Source organism: Paenibacillus sp. MT124 (genome assembly GCF_058792755.1).
This window is the reverse complement of sequence record NZ_CM179500.1, coordinates 2,948,588-2,962,077: the sequence shown is the minus strand read 5'-3', so window position 1 is coordinate 2,962,077 and position 13,490 is coordinate 2,948,588. Positions and strand designations below refer to the sequence as shown.

Below are 13,490 nucleotides of genomic sequence, written 5' to 3'. Positions count from 1 at the left end.
TCTTCACATATGTCAATCTAAATCTAGGACTGATCTTCATTTCTTCCTCACAATTTACGATAAATAGTATGGGGTTATACGAAAAACCCGTTGTTTTAACTACTTCCAAGGGGGAACAGAACGTGAGACAGACCCGCAAGATAAAGATGGACTTAAGACTCAAACTGTATTTAATCATTCTGGTGCCATTACTAGCCATGGGCGGTCTCATCATGTGGACGACCATACATTCCAGTGAAAATGCATCTGTAATGACCATACAGCAAAAGAATCAGCAGTTAGCAGTAAACACCGCCTCCCTGCTGGGCAAGGAATCGGAATCGATCAAGACATTATACTCTACGGCTTCGGAGGAAAGCGATGAATACAAAAGTCTTAGAGACGAACTCGCTAAAGTCCGGCTTCAATCGGGAGCCCTCTATGTATATATGTATAACAAAACGCCAGATGGTTGGATGTACACGATAGATGGAGCAGATTGGGACGATACGGAATATAGCCCTTACGGAACGGCAATGGAATTCAATCCCCAGATTCAGGAACGCTTGCTAAACGGTGAAGTCGTTACTACAGGCATTGTGGATGATCCAACCTGGGGACAGCTGCTCTCCTCCTTTACACCAATCAAGGATTCACAAGATGAAATTGTTGGTTATCTGGGCATTGATATTTCTGCTGCAGCAGTGAATCAAGTATCCTCTGAATCGGTGAATAATGCGTATCGGACCATTATTCCGATTTTTGTGGTTGTATTGATTCTATCGCTGGTCATGATGCTATTGGTGGTAAGAGGCATTCTCAGACAAGTGCGCGATATCAAGTCAAGCCTCGAACAGGTAGCGGATGGGAATCTCACAGTGGTATCCAAACATCTGTCCAACGATCAGCTCGGTGACATCAGTGACCTGATTAACGTCATGGCTTCGCAATTGACGAACATACTGAAGGGAATACAGCAAGGGTCTGATACGCTGCAGCGGTCCTCGGCAAATATTGCGGAAACCGCTCAGACAAATCAGCGTCAGACCGAAGAACTTTCCAGAGCAATCGAGGAAATCGCCATAGGCTCCATGAAACAGGCGGAAGAGACAGAACACTCCGTCCAGCATTCAGAGAACCTCGGCAAGATTATGGATGAAGTTGGTACATACGTGCAGCAGTTCACCCATACTTCTGAGCAGCTATCTGCCGTACAAGTACAAGTTACACGCGAACATGAGGTTCTGCTTGAAAAGGGCCGGGAGAATGCCAAGCGGGTTGAGCATCAGCAAGAAATTTCCAAGTCTTTAACCACTCAATCAGAGCTCGCTGCTTCCATTAGTGGACAAATTCATAATATCCTGAAACAAACCCAGATTTTATCACTGAATGCTTCCATCGAGGCAGCCCGTGCTGGTGAGGCTGGTAAAGGTTTTGCCGTCGTTGCTGGTGAAATGGGCCAGCTCGCTCAGCAATCTGAACATTCCATCCAGGAGATTGATGGGATTCTGAGTTCATTTGTTCAAGAAATCCAACGGATGGGCAGTCATTTTGAAGCGAATATGGTAGCGGTCAAAGAGCAGGAAAAACAGATTGCTGATTGCCTTCAGGCGTTCAGACAGGTTAGCCAATTATCGACTGAAGTGCACGAGCTTGCTCAGCGTTTGGAGAACCGCACAATGAATATGCATTCCATTCGTCAGGAAGTGGAACAGCACCTAAGCTATATCGCTTCTGCAACAGAGGAAACTTCAGCCATGGCTGAAGAAGTCACGGCCAGTGCCGAGGAGCAGCAGCGATCCGCGAGCGAACTATCGAACATTTCCGGTCAGCTCGCCGGCCTTGCGGGCAACCTCAAATCATATTCCGATCAATTTCAGATTGAAGTTACGAAATCCGATCCAAAATAATGAAGAACCCCGCTACCTGACGAATCAGGCGGCGGGGTTTTCTTCATATCATTTGATCAAATTCCTATAAATCCTTTCTCGCAAACAAACGAGTGGTTAAAACATAGGATGCACCGAAGATGAGTATTATCCCAATCGATATCATGGCTATTACTTGGCCATCTACGCCCTTCTCACTGACCATATTCATAAGCACAGCAAAAGGCTGCGCCAGAAGAATGAGTGTAACCATGAAAATGGCGTTGATTATTCCGGCTCCCTTTTTACTAAGTGCGTAAAAGAGCGGCATATAGATGGATACCAGCACCATTACCATGCCTATGGAAACCATAATGTCCATGAAGGTATAGCTTGGCTTGTTCAGTTCTGGGAAATTCAAGTTAACCAGCCAGTGAATTCCGAACGAGGCCAGCACGCCAAATAAGGTATATAGGATGGCCGATACATACTTGGCTTGCACGATATTTTTGCGGCTGACTGGAAGGGTAACCAGGAAATTATGATTATGGTTTTTGATATCGATCATGGTTGCCAAGATTACCGAACCAAATGCGGTGTAGATCCCCACAAAATACATCGACATTTCAATATTGGGTATAAAGGCCAAGCTAAACACAACAAGATATAATCCTATAGTCCATAATGAACTTCTTAATGCTATGAAGTCTTTGCGAAGCAGGTTAAGCATGTTTGCGTCCCCCTTTTGCCGTAAAGTAGATCAGATCCTCCAAAGTTGGTCTTTGCAAAAGGGCAAAACTTCCAAATAACCGTGCAGCCTCTTCCCTGTTGTCTGCCAGTGCCTCAAAACCAACAGCTGTCTCGCGAAGTCCGATAAATTGATTCCGGATATCCCCATCTAGCAGCTCCATATCTCCTTTAACGATCGTATACCTCTCAAGCACATCATCTTTTGTTTCGTTAAAAACAAGTTTTCCCTGATTGACGAATGCAATATAGTCCGCTATACGCTCCAGATCCGTCGTGATATGTGTTGAGAAAATAATGGATCTTGTCTCATCCTGTATCAGATCCGAGAGCAGATCCAGAAGTTCTCTTCTGAATACAGGGTCAAGACCGGATGTCGGCTCATCCATAATGAGAAGATCAGCATCGTGTGATAGAGCGATGGCCAGAGAGAACTTGATTTTCATCCCTTTGGACAAATCAGCGATTTTCTTTTTCGGAGACAATTCAAATTGCTCTAGGTAGCCATTGAATTTCTGCTCATCCCACTTCTTATAGAAGGGTGCAATCATTTTTTTCATTTCTCGGATCGTCAGATGTTCATAATAAAAGCATTCATCAGATACGACACCAATACGCTGCTTAATGTTTACCTCCTGAGCGGGCATCCCCTGTCCCAGTGTCCTGATCGTACCCGAGTCTGGGTGGATCAAGCCGATGATCATTTTGATCAGGGTGCTTTTCCCCGCCCCATTCTGTCCAATGAGCCCAGTAATATACCCCTGTTTTACATCCAGAGATACATTGTCCACCTTAAATAAGGGATACACCTTGGTTAAATTACGCAGTTCAATTGCATTCATGATGAAGTTTCCTCCTCAGACAACATAGTAAAAAGATGAATTACTTCTTGCTCCGTCATACTTAATTCCTTACTTTCCCGAATAATCTCCAGCATTTTCTCTTCCAGCCGTTTCATCCGCTGCTCCCGAATAAAATCCTGATTGGCTCCTGAGACGAAACTGCCCTTGCCTACGACGGAATCAATTAATTTCTCTTTTTCCAGCTCTTCATAGACACGTTTGGTGGTAATCACGCTGACTTGCAGATCTTTGGCGAGCTGCCTGATGGAGGGAAGACTATCCCCGGCAACCAACTCCCCGCTTAAAATACTTTGCCTGATCTGGGTTAATATCTGCATATAGATAGGATCGCTCGAAGCGTTGGATATCAGAATTTTAATGGTCATTCACCTCATTGGTGTTTATTAAGCGCATAGTGTGTATATATAATATATACACTATGCACTCATTCGTCAATCCATATTTGCCTATCTTATAAGACACTTATGCACAGCAAAGAAGGACGAAAAATATCCGTCCCTCTAAGCTCTATTTATTTTCCCTCATAGCACCACTCTTCAATCGCCCACTATTTCAGCGATGCTGGTAGCTTGACGCCAATCAGTTTGCCTTCGGCCTGTACAATAATCATGCTGCCGGTCTTCAGCGTTGCCTCGTGCAAGTCAGCCCCGGTTTTCACACGGAATACAGGCTGGCTTGTCAGCATATTGATTCCAAGCAGTGTTCCGTTACGCTGCGCACGATAGATTCCTTTGCCATATATGCTAACCTGCGACACAGGAGCATCGCCATTCCATTGAACCGCACTGCCGTTTACCAGCTTGACACCCTTTAATTCACTATCTGTAACAGAGTCCCTGTAGATCAGACGTTCCTGAACAACCCCTACCAGCTCGCCACTTACCCCACCAGGAGGCTGAAATGTCCTCGTCGGAGCATCACCATTCTTGTACGTATTCAGGTCATATTCAGCAATCTTGCCTGCCTGTTCAATATAGATCTTCCCATCATTAGCCAATATACTCCCTTGGCCGCGCTCATACGGCGGGTCGCCGGACATTTTCCAAGTGAAGTCCATGCTTCCTTTACGTGTCCCTGTCTTGAGATTGAAGGCATTCACCTGTACTTTCCGGTCCGGGACAGATTCATAATCTTGAAGAAGCGGAGTATAGTAATCGACGGAATAGACCAATCCGTTTTTAATTTGAAGTGCCTCTCCCTGTCCAAACTCACTCCATAGCTTTTTGCCGCTTTTCTTGTCATAAGCATTCAATTGCACAGAAGTCAGTGCCCCCTGCACGAAGAAGGTTCGCAGCACCACTCCATCCGATTCCTGTAGATACGATGTACCATTGCCTTCGGCTAATGCTTCATCCGCCTTCCACCGCAGCTTGCCTGTCTTCCGATCAAAAGCATACGTGGTGCTTCCCTTGATGACATATAGTGTATCTGCAGTAGGAATTAATGCTTCGGTCCGCTCACGCGTATCCATCCATGTGGAAGTGCCAGATTGCCATACAGCCTTTCCTGTCTTGGCATTTACCGCATATGGCTTATGGCTGGAGGTTAGACCATACAGAACGCCATTGTCATAAACCATGCTCGGGGTCAGATCTTTACCAAATGCCCAGAGCTGTTTGCCCGTTGCTGCATCCAAGGCGATCAGCTTGCGATTAGAAAAGGCAAATACTTTACCGTCTTCTGCAACAGCCTGTTGTCCTTGAAAGCTTTCATTCTGATTCGTATAAGAGTCTACCTTCACTGTCCAGGAAGGTTTAAGTTCAGGTACCGTTAATTTGGAATATGAATTCCAATCGTAGATGGAGATATCCGCTTTCTCCGCCAGTGCCTGAGAAGGCATCGCGGCGTACCCTCCGCTAACAGCGATCATAGCAGCAGTCAGCCCTGTAAGGGTGCGAACGTAGGGATGATATTTTCGTTTCTCCGTTTGTGATTTGGTCTGCTTGTTCAGCATGAAAATCCTCCTTCTTGTTAGTGTAAAGCTCTTAAATCTACTAAATCTTGATTGCGTAAAAAGTAAACATTTGGAACGAATCTAGTATACAAGAGGATTAATCTGGGAGCAATTAACAAATTATATCTAGTCTGTATTTTGTTCAACTTAGATCATCTTCAAGTAACGTTTAAGCTCCCTTTTTCTTAGTAAATCATGAATATTTCACCAAACTGATTTGCATACTACTTCAAGTAATCCAAATGACATTTAGGAGGCTACTCACTTGAATCAATTTTCACAGTCCCAACAAATTAGCCAACTGGCTCAGCAGCTCACGCAGCAAACACAGCAAGCTTCTATGCAGTATCAACAACTGCTGAGACAGGAGCAGAGCAATGCTCAGCAGCTCGAACAACTGGCTCAACGCGAGCAGCAAGCGGCTCATATGATTCAAACAGCACTTCAAGGACACCAAACAGCTATCCAGCAATTGCAGCAAATCGCCAATCTTGCTCAACAGCTCGTGAGCACGACTTCTCAACATGTTTCATACTTAGAACAACCTTATAACAACCCGAATGTCGGTATTACTGGGCAAACGTTCGGACAGTTTCCAAACCAGCATCGTCAATAACATATGTATAAAAAAAAGGAACCCATGGATATGGGCTCTTTTTTTTGGAGCTATTATTACATGTAAGGAAGTGCTCAGGCATTCAAGTCATGCAGGCCCGGACTATGCTCATTAGGAAGCTCCGGCATATATGGGAGCGGGAATCCCTGCGGAGGGTCAGTAACTTTCAGTTCGCCGCCATTACGACTAGGTGATTGGCCGCTATATATTTCAGCAATCCGGGTATTGTCCAACCGGAAGTTAAACTGGGCATTATGGAAGCCGAGGTCAACGTATTTCTGGCATTCCGGGTATTTGTTGATATCGTAGTTCGGCACTGGAAACACTTTTCCCCAATTCACCCCCAACGTTTCGAGGGCCTTCGCGAATGCATTTTGATGTGCATTATCACGAACGATCAGGAAACCCAACGTTTCACGAAACGCTTTGTTTGTACTCATTTCATAGATTCTTGTTTTTTGTAACACTCCCGTCGATTCCAATACAACGTTGTCAAGCAAATTGCTGACCAGATTGCCATGATCGTAGACGTAATTCCCAAGCCATGGGTTACCAGCTGCATCTACAGGCAGAGAACTCTGAGCCCCCATAATATAATGATGCGGATTCGCATGCTTGATGGCTTCGTCGAGTGGAGCTCCGTCCAGGCCGGCATCGCCTGCCCCCTCCGCTCCTGCTCCGGTCAATAATTGATTTATCGTTTGCTGTACCAATTCGATGTGGCTTAATTCCTCCAGAAATACACCACGAAGCAGGTCTCTGTATTGTGTTGCTTTTCCGCGGAAGTTGCTGCTCTGGAAGAAAAACTGCATCATTGTACGCATTTCTCCAAATTGTCCGCCCAATGTTTCTTGTAACACTTTGGCTGCTGCCGGATCCGGCTTATCCGGAACAATCATATTAATCAGATCTTCTCTATAAAAAAACATGGTTGTCCTCCATTCAAGTAAATTACAGCCTTAGTTTCTGCCTTCTTCCTGGATTTATGTGATAGCAAGCTCACCCAATGATTGGATTCGGAGCAAGAATATAATTCTTTTATTAAGGAGAACCTATCCCGGTAAAACAACTGAATATTTGGAGGGATACGATAAATGGGTATTTTAAGTGGCAATCCCAAAGACGAACCGATGCACTACGGAGAAATCTTCAGCGTGTGGCAGTGCTCGATGGTAGCAAAAGGCTCCATTTCCTGTTATCAGGCGTACATGAACCATGCCGGAGATAAGGATCTGAAAAAAATCCTTGATGACCTGCTGGATCAGGCCAAACTGGAAATCAAAGAGTGCGATGCTTTATTAACCGAAAATGGCATCGCTCCAGCTCCAATGCTGCCCGAAAGACCTCCTGTCAAATTGGAAGATATCCCCGCTGGCGCAAGGTTCACTGATCCTGAGATCGCAGCCAAAATCGCAGCAGACACCTCGTTAGGTCTGGTTGCAGCGAGCCAGGTCATGGGACAATCCATTCGGGAAGATATCGGTGCATTATTCGCCAAATATCACGTAACCAAGACGGCATTAGGCGTGCGCATTTTGCAATTAGTCAAAGAAAAAGGCTGGCTTGTTCCTCCTCCTCTGCAAATCAAAAGACCAGATTCGGAGTAAGCCTAAACATCGCCTAATTTAAGGAACATTCAATGCCCGTTCAAGACAAAGAAGGAGCCGTTGTTCTGCTCCCTCTTTGTCTTTTTTGTGTTTCCCTTTTGTTTAAATTTAATTGGACAGGTTATATAGATTTAGAATTAATCAACCATACCAATGGAGGGATTCACATGTTCAGACACCAAAAGGAATTACAATTCGAAGTAAAAGTAGATCGCCCGGATCCCGTATTCGCCCGTCAGGTCCAGGAAGTATTGGGAGGACAATTCGGGGAAATGACCGTAATGATGCAGTACCTCTTTCAAGGATTTAATTGTCGTGGCGAAGAAAAATATAAAGATATGCTTATGGACATCGGCACAGAGGAAATCGGCCACGTTGAAATGCTCTGCGCTTTGATAAGCCAGCTGCTGGATGGCGCCACACCTGCTGAGCAGCAAAAAGCAGCTGAGGACCCTGTTACTGCAGCCATTATGGGAGGAATCAATCCTCAACATCTGCTGGTGAGCGGGCTCGGCGGCTTACCTACGAACTCTACCGGCGTACCTTGGAACGGTTCATATATTGTGGCAAGCGGCAACCTTCTTGCAGATATGCGTTCTAACCTTCATGCCGAAAGCCAGGGCCGTCTCCAGGTTGCAAGACTCTATCACATGACTACCGATGAAGGCGTTCGGGCGACGTTCCGCAAAATGTTGGCACGTGACCGTTACCATCAGTACCAGTGGATGGCTGCCATTCAGGAATTGGAAGAAAAGAACGGCGTCGTTGTTCCTGCTTCCTTCCCACCAGAAGCCGAGCAGGAATCTCAACCTGAAGCCTATGAGTTCTGGAATCTTTCCGAAGGTACAGAATCCAGTGAAGGTTTGTGGGCGAAAGGAAGTGCTCCAGATGGTACTGGTGATTTTGTGTACGTATCCAACCCGGTTCCAAAAGGACAAGTCTACGAGCCTGTCATTCCTGCCACAGAACTTCATCACGACCTCGATGGGAAAGCGAGCGATAAGTAATCGTTAACCCATTGAAATATTCATTATATTTATCATTTCATTTACGTTTCTGCTCTATTATTTTGGGTACTAATCAATAGATATCGATATCTGGAGGTGTTTCACGATGGCGACGAAGGAACTTGCTGTCCACGAGAAACTTGAAATTCATGAACTGCTAACGCTCAAAACATCATGTGCTACCAAAGCGGTTACCATGCTGGAGCTGGTCCAAGACGAGAAACTAAAATCCTTGATTGAAGACGATCTGAACAATTCTTCCCAAGCAATTGAAGAGTTGAAATCCCTATTGAAATAAGGAGGATTCTTATTATGTCTACGTCGATGACCAAGGAAATGCTGGTAAAGGCCATCAAGCCAATGGATGATCTTGCGATTGCCACCGATATGCTACTGTCCGCCAAGTCAGCTGTACGCACTTATGCGATTGCTCTTACCGAAACGGCAACACCACGTGTTCGAAAAGTGCTTAAGGCCCAACTGGACACCGCAATTGATACGCATCAAAAAATCGCCGATTATATGATCAAAAACGAAATGTATCATCCTTACAATATCGAAGAACAAGTCGAGCATGATTTGGAAAAATCGGATACGGCGTTGAAATTAGCGGACTCCAAATAAAATGTTAAAGTTAAGCGACTCAGTGTTTACTGAGTCGTTTTATTATTCGCTATTCCACATTTGTCACTATTACCAATCTGTATCTGATATTCATTCCAACTTCTTGATCGTCTTGAAGCATCACTTATTTGTCTTCATTCTTTTTTTCAGTAGAATAACTATTAATAATATGAGGGGAAGAAAAATTTGAAATATCGGTGAAGAATAGATCAACGTAATGCCTCGCCCAACTTCAAGATGCTCTGTAAAATTCGGAGATAAGAATGACAGCCCATACACTGTAAACCCTACTGGCAGTATCCATTTCCGATAACTGGGTCCGGTGATTCTTTCAAGCCCAATTACAGCACCTTGGAAAAAAAAAGCGATCTTAATCCCTAATCCCAAGAACAGGAGCAGCGTGAATAGGGCGTCCATCCGTTCAAGCACCTCTGTCATGTCAATCAATTGAACGGTTTGCAGCAGAGGGAGCGTACTAAACATTGCGATGTCCGGTCCCATAACGAAAATAATGAGTTGATTGATAAATGTTAAACTGACCGCGGTAGCCATATATGCTATGATCACTACTTTGTTCAGATTCTTTCCTTTACGGGCATAAGGATAAAAGACCAAAAACAAAACAACCTGTCCGAATGGAAAGGAGATAATTTCTGGAATAGCAGCCTTGAATATGTTTCCCCACCCGTTTTCCAATACAGGCAAACTCAATTCAGTATGAAAAAGACCAGTGGCAGGAATAAGAATGCTGATTAACACGTAACCGAAAACTATTACAGGGAACAAAATCATGCAAATGAGGAACAGCACACGATATCCGTACCGCACGGTGTTGGCTACAACCAGCAAACTGATTATACTGATCAACCACATGGGTGTTTTATTCAACAACGTCAACGTGGTAACCTCACTCAGATCCCGCAAATTCCGGGAAGCTTCATAAGCGAAATAACCGATAAATGATAAGCTTACTACTGTTCCCAGTATCTTGCCCATGTAGCGTTTCAACAGAAGGAACAAATCCAGTTCAGGTTCCTGGTGATGAATGGAAAGATGGATAATTAGCAGCAATAGGCCAGCAAATGCTCCAATTAGCATCGCTAACCATGCGTCCTGCTTCGCTTCTCCGCCCATCAGAAACAAGGTTGTACTTCCAACTTCGAACAGGGAAAGACCAGCGGCCAATTCGGATACACGAACGGATCCAGCTGAATTCATATTTACACATCTCCTTGGCGTTAATGTTCCCCTTCACTTTCTCCGCTTTCCTTATGAAGCAACCGACTGAATGAATCCTGCAGCAGCCCGGTTCGTCTTAGGCTTACGTCGACATTTACGTTAATCTCCATCTGTGCCAACTCCTGCGGCCACTTTTCTTTTAATGTTTTCCAGTCCTTTGGATGTCTTTGATGAATTTTGTTAGCAATGCTTAACATGTCGGCATGGAGCCGCTGACTTGCGTTCCACCCCTCCATCATCTGTGAGGTAATGATTCGCTCAGCTTGCAGCTGCAATTCGTCAATAATATGGGGGCTTGTTATATCTGCAAGTGTTGTACTCTCATTCAGTTCAGCTTTCACTTTAGCATTCACCTGAACGCTGTAATGATGACCCGACTTCACGGGCTCAACCTTGACACTTGCTTTTTGAACCAAAAAAGAATTGATTTCACCATGTGCATTGACATAACTTAAATTAGTCCTGTTCACCCGGTCAGTTAGCCACGAAATGCCCATGCTCTCTCTTTGATTCAATACACCGATTTCCTTATCTTTATAAAATACACTTAATCCTTGTAATCTCAGCTTACTTGGTGTTGATGTCTGCTTAAAAATATCGATGGACTCCAGTTGTCTTGTATCTTGCCCTTTTACTGTGAGGATGGGAATGCCTGCTGAACCACTGTCGGACGTTATTTTCAAGGCAATTTCATGCAGATTCATGACCGGATAATAGGATCCAAGCTCATGGTTACGTTCTATAATCTGAGCTAGTGCCCGACCAGGTTGTTTTTCAGGTGGCACCAGTTTCTTCAGGTAGTCTTTCGCCTGGCCATCTGCGATGATCACCTTAACCGATTCCCTTGCATCGATATTGCGATAATAATCATCCAAGATCTCTGACAGTCCATATTGTGCGGCTTCTTGGCCAATTAATATGACATTGGTATGTGAAAAGTATAACTTTTTCGGATTCTCCAGACTGCTTTTAGATACCGCTTCCCGAATCGTTTTCCCTTGAGAGGAAAAGGTAGTCACCGCAGATTGAGATCCACCTGAAGTTCCGTTTATACTACTCGCAGGAGGAACAATCATCTGATAGGTAATCATCCAATTACCATTCTGTCTGTCATATCCTGCAGCTGTCGTGATGCCCAGTTCATTCAGCTCCGTACGATTACCACACCCGGCAATAGAGATCGCTGAAACGAGGAGTATAAGTGTGTAGAAACACCGGATCACAAAAAAGCCTCCCTCTTATCTGTCAGGTTCAGGTTCTTGAATATGTTCTACAACATTGTTGGAGCCCGAAGGATATTGATGTGCAGATTGCCTTGTTTTGTTAGGTGCCGCTTTTTCATTCGGCCTCGTCTTCATCGCCCACCAAGGTACCCGCAAGATCAGATCCTTCATATTTGACTTGTAAAATGGGCTGAAAGGCATCATATAATCCGCACCCAATGACTTGAGCGATATCAAATGAACCAACAATGGCACTGCACCTACCAATATACCGAACAATCCAAGGGTACCAGCGAGCAGCATGAATGGAAAACGCATCAAACGTACTGCTGTTGCCATGCTGAAGTAAGGAATAACAAAGTTGGATATGGCCGTGAACGATACCACGATAACCATCGCCCCGGAAACCAATCCCGCTTCCACTGCTGCTTGGCCAATGACCAATGCACCTACAATGGATATCGCTGGCCCAATCGCTCGTGGCATCCGAACACCTGCCTCACGAATGACCTCAAACGTAATTTCCATAAGCAACGCTTCAAGTAACGCAGGAAACGGCACGCCCTCCCGCTGTGCGGCAAGTGAAATCAATAAGGTGGTAGGAATCATCTCTTGTTGGAATGTGGTTAATGCAATGAAAGTAGATGGAAGCAGCAAAGAGACCAAAAAAGACAATAATCGAATGGCTCTCAAAAAAGTAGAAATATCATAACGCTGGTAGTAATCTTCTGTCGTTTGAAAAAAATTAAAAAAAGTCACGGGGCCAATAAGAGCAAATGGTGTCCCGTCAACAAGTATGGCTACTTGTCCATCGAGCAAACTGCCTGCTACTGTATCAGGCCGCTCGGTATTAATGAGGGTTGGAAAAGGGGTGATCGGAGCGTCCTGAATGAATTCCTCTATGTAACCACTCTCGAGTATACTGTCCGTACGAATGGAGCTCAAACGCTTCGTCACCTCTGCTACCACTTCCGGCTTGGCGATGCCCTGAATATAAGCTACAGCAACCGATGTTTGTGTGTAGTCTCCGATATAATGCATTTGAAATTTCAAATCAGGAGTCCTTATTTTTCTCCGAATTAAAGTCATATTGGTATTGATTTCTTCTGTGAAACCTTCTTTCGGTCCCCTAACCACAGTCTGAGAAGTCGGCTCTTCCACTGACCTTCTTGCTCCTCCAGGAATGGGAACTGCCATGGCATAACGTACACCATCAACCAGAACAACCACATATCCGGTTAAAATTGCTCGGTAAATCAGATCAGGTGAATCCAGATTTTCAATATGACCCGTAGGTAAGATCCTTCTCACGACATCGTCCGCTCGTAATTCCTCATTAGATGCGGCTGTATTGACAAAATGAACTACATGTTCCATTAGCTCTACGAGAAGGACTGGGTCAGTTAAACCTTCAATATAACAAACCGCTAGTGGGGTATTATAGGCTGCAGATTCAGCAAATTCACGAACCACAAAATCTGGACTGTCCTTAAAAGATTCTCTAATGGAGCTAAGTGTATTCGAAAGTGATGGATCCAATTTTTCATATGGCTTTGTTTGATTTCGAAAGGATTTCTCGTTCTTCTGAGGTAGCGGTTGTGATTGAAATACTCTTTTCATCCAGCGGAACAGCATCATCTCACATCCTTTATTTTCCGTTTAATATGGATCATATCCGTCAAGATTATGCCAAAATCTAGACATTGTCCTATTTAAGTACTCCCTGGAATAAGCTGATAAAGTACATGAAAGGAGAGGACAAC

14 protein-coding genes are annotated in these 13,490 nt (G+C 44.5%); 6 read left to right on the top strand and 8 right to left on the bottom strand.

The features are described 5' to 3' along the window. Positions 1–122: 122 nt before the first annotated feature. A complete protein-coding gene (locus AC3RCI_RS13635) occupies positions 123–1,889 on the top strand; it encodes a methyl-accepting chemotaxis protein (RefSeq protein ID WP_492529489.1) in 1,767 nt (588 codons plus the stop codon). Between the two features lie 64 nt (positions 1,890–1,953). On the opposite strand, the gene AC3RCI_RS13630 is transcribed toward AC3RCI_RS13635, so the two are convergent. The 4 genes from AC3RCI_RS13630 to AC3RCI_RS13615 all read right to left on the bottom strand — a co-directional run bounded on the left by AC3RCI_RS13630 (position 1,954) and on the right by AC3RCI_RS13615 (position 5,411). Continuing rightward, complete coding sequence (locus AC3RCI_RS13630; RefSeq protein WP_336779964.1) at positions 1,954–2,577, bottom strand: ABC-2 transporter permease; 624 nt, start codon at positions 2,575–2,577, stop codon at positions 1,954–1,956. Beyond that, positions 2,570–3,436, bottom strand: coding sequence for an ABC transporter ATP-binding protein (locus AC3RCI_RS13625; protein ID WP_492529487.1), 867 nt, complete (start codon positions 3,434–3,436; stop codon positions 2,570–2,572). The genes AC3RCI_RS13630 and AC3RCI_RS13625 overlap by 8 nt, the downstream gene beginning before the upstream one ends. After that, the gene (locus tag AC3RCI_RS13620; protein ID WP_492529897.1) at positions 3,433–3,816 is read right to left on the bottom strand and encodes a GntR family transcriptional regulator; all 384 of its coding nucleotides are present in this window, start codon (positions 3,814–3,816) and stop codon (positions 3,433–3,435) included. The genes AC3RCI_RS13625 and AC3RCI_RS13620 overlap by 4 nt, the downstream gene beginning before the upstream one ends. 188 nt (positions 3,817–4,004) lie before the next feature. After that, entirely contained in the window at positions 4,005–5,411 is a 1,407-nt protein-coding gene (locus AC3RCI_RS13615; RefSeq protein WP_492529485.1) for an outer membrane protein assembly factor BamB family protein, read from the bottom strand. Between the two features lie 265 nt (positions 5,412–5,676). Between AC3RCI_RS13615 and AC3RCI_RS13610 the strand changes: the two genes are divergently transcribed. Next, positions 5,677–6,027, top strand: a complete 351-nt coding sequence (locus tag AC3RCI_RS13610; RefSeq protein WP_336779961.1) for an AMP-dependent synthetase and ligase — start codon at positions 5,677–5,679, stop codon at positions 6,025–6,027. Positions 6,028–6,101: 74 nt separating this feature from the next. On the opposite strand, the gene AC3RCI_RS13605 is transcribed toward AC3RCI_RS13610, so the two are convergent. Continuing rightward, positions 6,102–6,956 carry a manganese catalase family protein gene (locus AC3RCI_RS13605; protein WP_095287309.1) on the bottom strand — a complete coding sequence of 285 codons (855 nt, stop codon included), beginning with the start codon at positions 6,954–6,956 and terminating at the stop codon, positions 6,102–6,104. 165 nt (positions 6,957–7,121) lie between these two features. Between AC3RCI_RS13605 and AC3RCI_RS13600 the strand changes: the two genes are divergently transcribed. From AC3RCI_RS13600 to AC3RCI_RS13585, 4 genes are all read left to right on the top strand, one after another. Then, entirely contained in the window at positions 7,122–7,634 is a 513-nt protein-coding gene (locus AC3RCI_RS13600; RefSeq protein WP_153978365.1) for a DUF3231 family protein, read from the top strand. A 167-nt stretch (positions 7,635–7,801) separates the two neighbouring features. Beyond that, positions 7,802–8,641: a manganese catalase gene (locus tag AC3RCI_RS13595; RefSeq protein WP_095287311.1), complete on the top strand. Its 840-nt coding sequence runs from the start codon at positions 7,802–7,804 to the stop codon at positions 8,639–8,641. A gap of 106 nt (positions 8,642–8,747) precedes the next feature. After that, the gene (locus AC3RCI_RS13590) at positions 8,748–8,939 is read left to right on the top strand and encodes a spore coat protein (protein ID WP_095287312.1); all 192 of its coding nucleotides are present in this window, start codon (positions 8,748–8,750) and stop codon (positions 8,937–8,939) included. A 14-nt stretch (positions 8,940–8,953) separates the two neighbouring features. Beyond that, entirely contained in the window at positions 8,954–9,265 is a 312-nt protein-coding gene (locus AC3RCI_RS13585) for a spore coat protein (RefSeq protein WP_492529483.1), read from the top strand. 120 nt (positions 9,266–9,385) lie between these two features. Here AC3RCI_RS13585 and AC3RCI_RS13580 read toward each other — a convergent pair whose 3' ends face one another. Genes AC3RCI_RS13580 through AC3RCI_RS13570 form a run of 3 tightly spaced genes read right to left on the bottom strand, consistent with a single transcriptional unit; the run spans position 9,386 to position 13,362 of the window. Next, positions 9,386–10,483 (bottom strand): GerAB/ArcD/ProY family transporter, encoded by a 1,098-nt coding sequence (locus AC3RCI_RS13580; protein ID WP_492529481.1) that lies wholly within the window; start codon positions 10,481–10,483, stop codon positions 9,386–9,388. A gap of 20 nt (positions 10,484–10,503) precedes the next feature. Next, positions 10,504–11,727, bottom strand: coding sequence for a Ger(x)C family spore germination protein (locus AC3RCI_RS13575; protein WP_492529479.1), 1,224 nt, complete (start codon positions 11,725–11,727; stop codon positions 10,504–10,506). A gap of 15 nt (positions 11,728–11,742) precedes the next feature. Then, on the bottom strand, positions 11,743–13,362 hold the full coding sequence (locus AC3RCI_RS13570) for a spore germination protein (RefSeq protein WP_492529895.1): 1,620 nt from the start codon (positions 13,360–13,362) through the stop codon (positions 11,743–11,745). Positions 13,363–13,490: the final 128 nt, after the last annotated feature.

Coding starts and splice junctions, on each gene's coding strand:
- AC3RCI_RS13630 (WP_336779964.1), bottom strand. CDS start 2,577: ATGCTTAACCTGCTTCGCAAAGACTTCATAGCATTAAGAAGTTCATTA.
- AC3RCI_RS13625 (WP_492529487.1), bottom strand. CDS start 3,436: ATGAATGCAATTGAACTGCGTAATTTAACCAAGGTGTATCCCTTATTT.
- AC3RCI_RS13615 (WP_492529485.1), bottom strand. CDS start 5,411: ATGCTGAACAAGCAGACCAAATCACAAACGGAGAAACGAAAATATCAT.
- AC3RCI_RS13605 (WP_095287309.1), bottom strand. CDS start 6,956: ATGTTTTTTTATAGAGAAGATCTGATTAATATGATTGTTCCGGATAAG.
- AC3RCI_RS13600 (WP_153978365.1), top strand. CDS start 7,122: ATGGGTATTTTAAGTGGCAATCCCAAAGACGAACCGATGCACTACGGA.
- AC3RCI_RS13595 (WP_095287311.1), top strand. CDS start 7,802: ATGTTCAGACACCAAAAGGAATTACAATTCGAAGTAAAAGTAGATCGC.
- AC3RCI_RS13590 (WP_095287312.1), top strand. CDS start 8,748: ATGGCGACGAAGGAACTTGCTGTCCACGAGAAACTTGAAATTCATGAA.
- AC3RCI_RS13585 (WP_492529483.1), top strand. CDS start 8,954: ATGTCTACGTCGATGACCAAGGAAATGCTGGTAAAGGCCATCAAGCCA.
- AC3RCI_RS13580 (WP_492529481.1), bottom strand. CDS start 10,483: ATGAATTCAGCTGGATCCGTTCGTGTATCCGAATTGGCCGCTGGTCTT.
- AC3RCI_RS13570 (WP_492529895.1), bottom strand. CDS start 13,362: ATGCTGTTCCGCTGGATGAAAAGAGTATTTCAATCACAACCGCTACCT.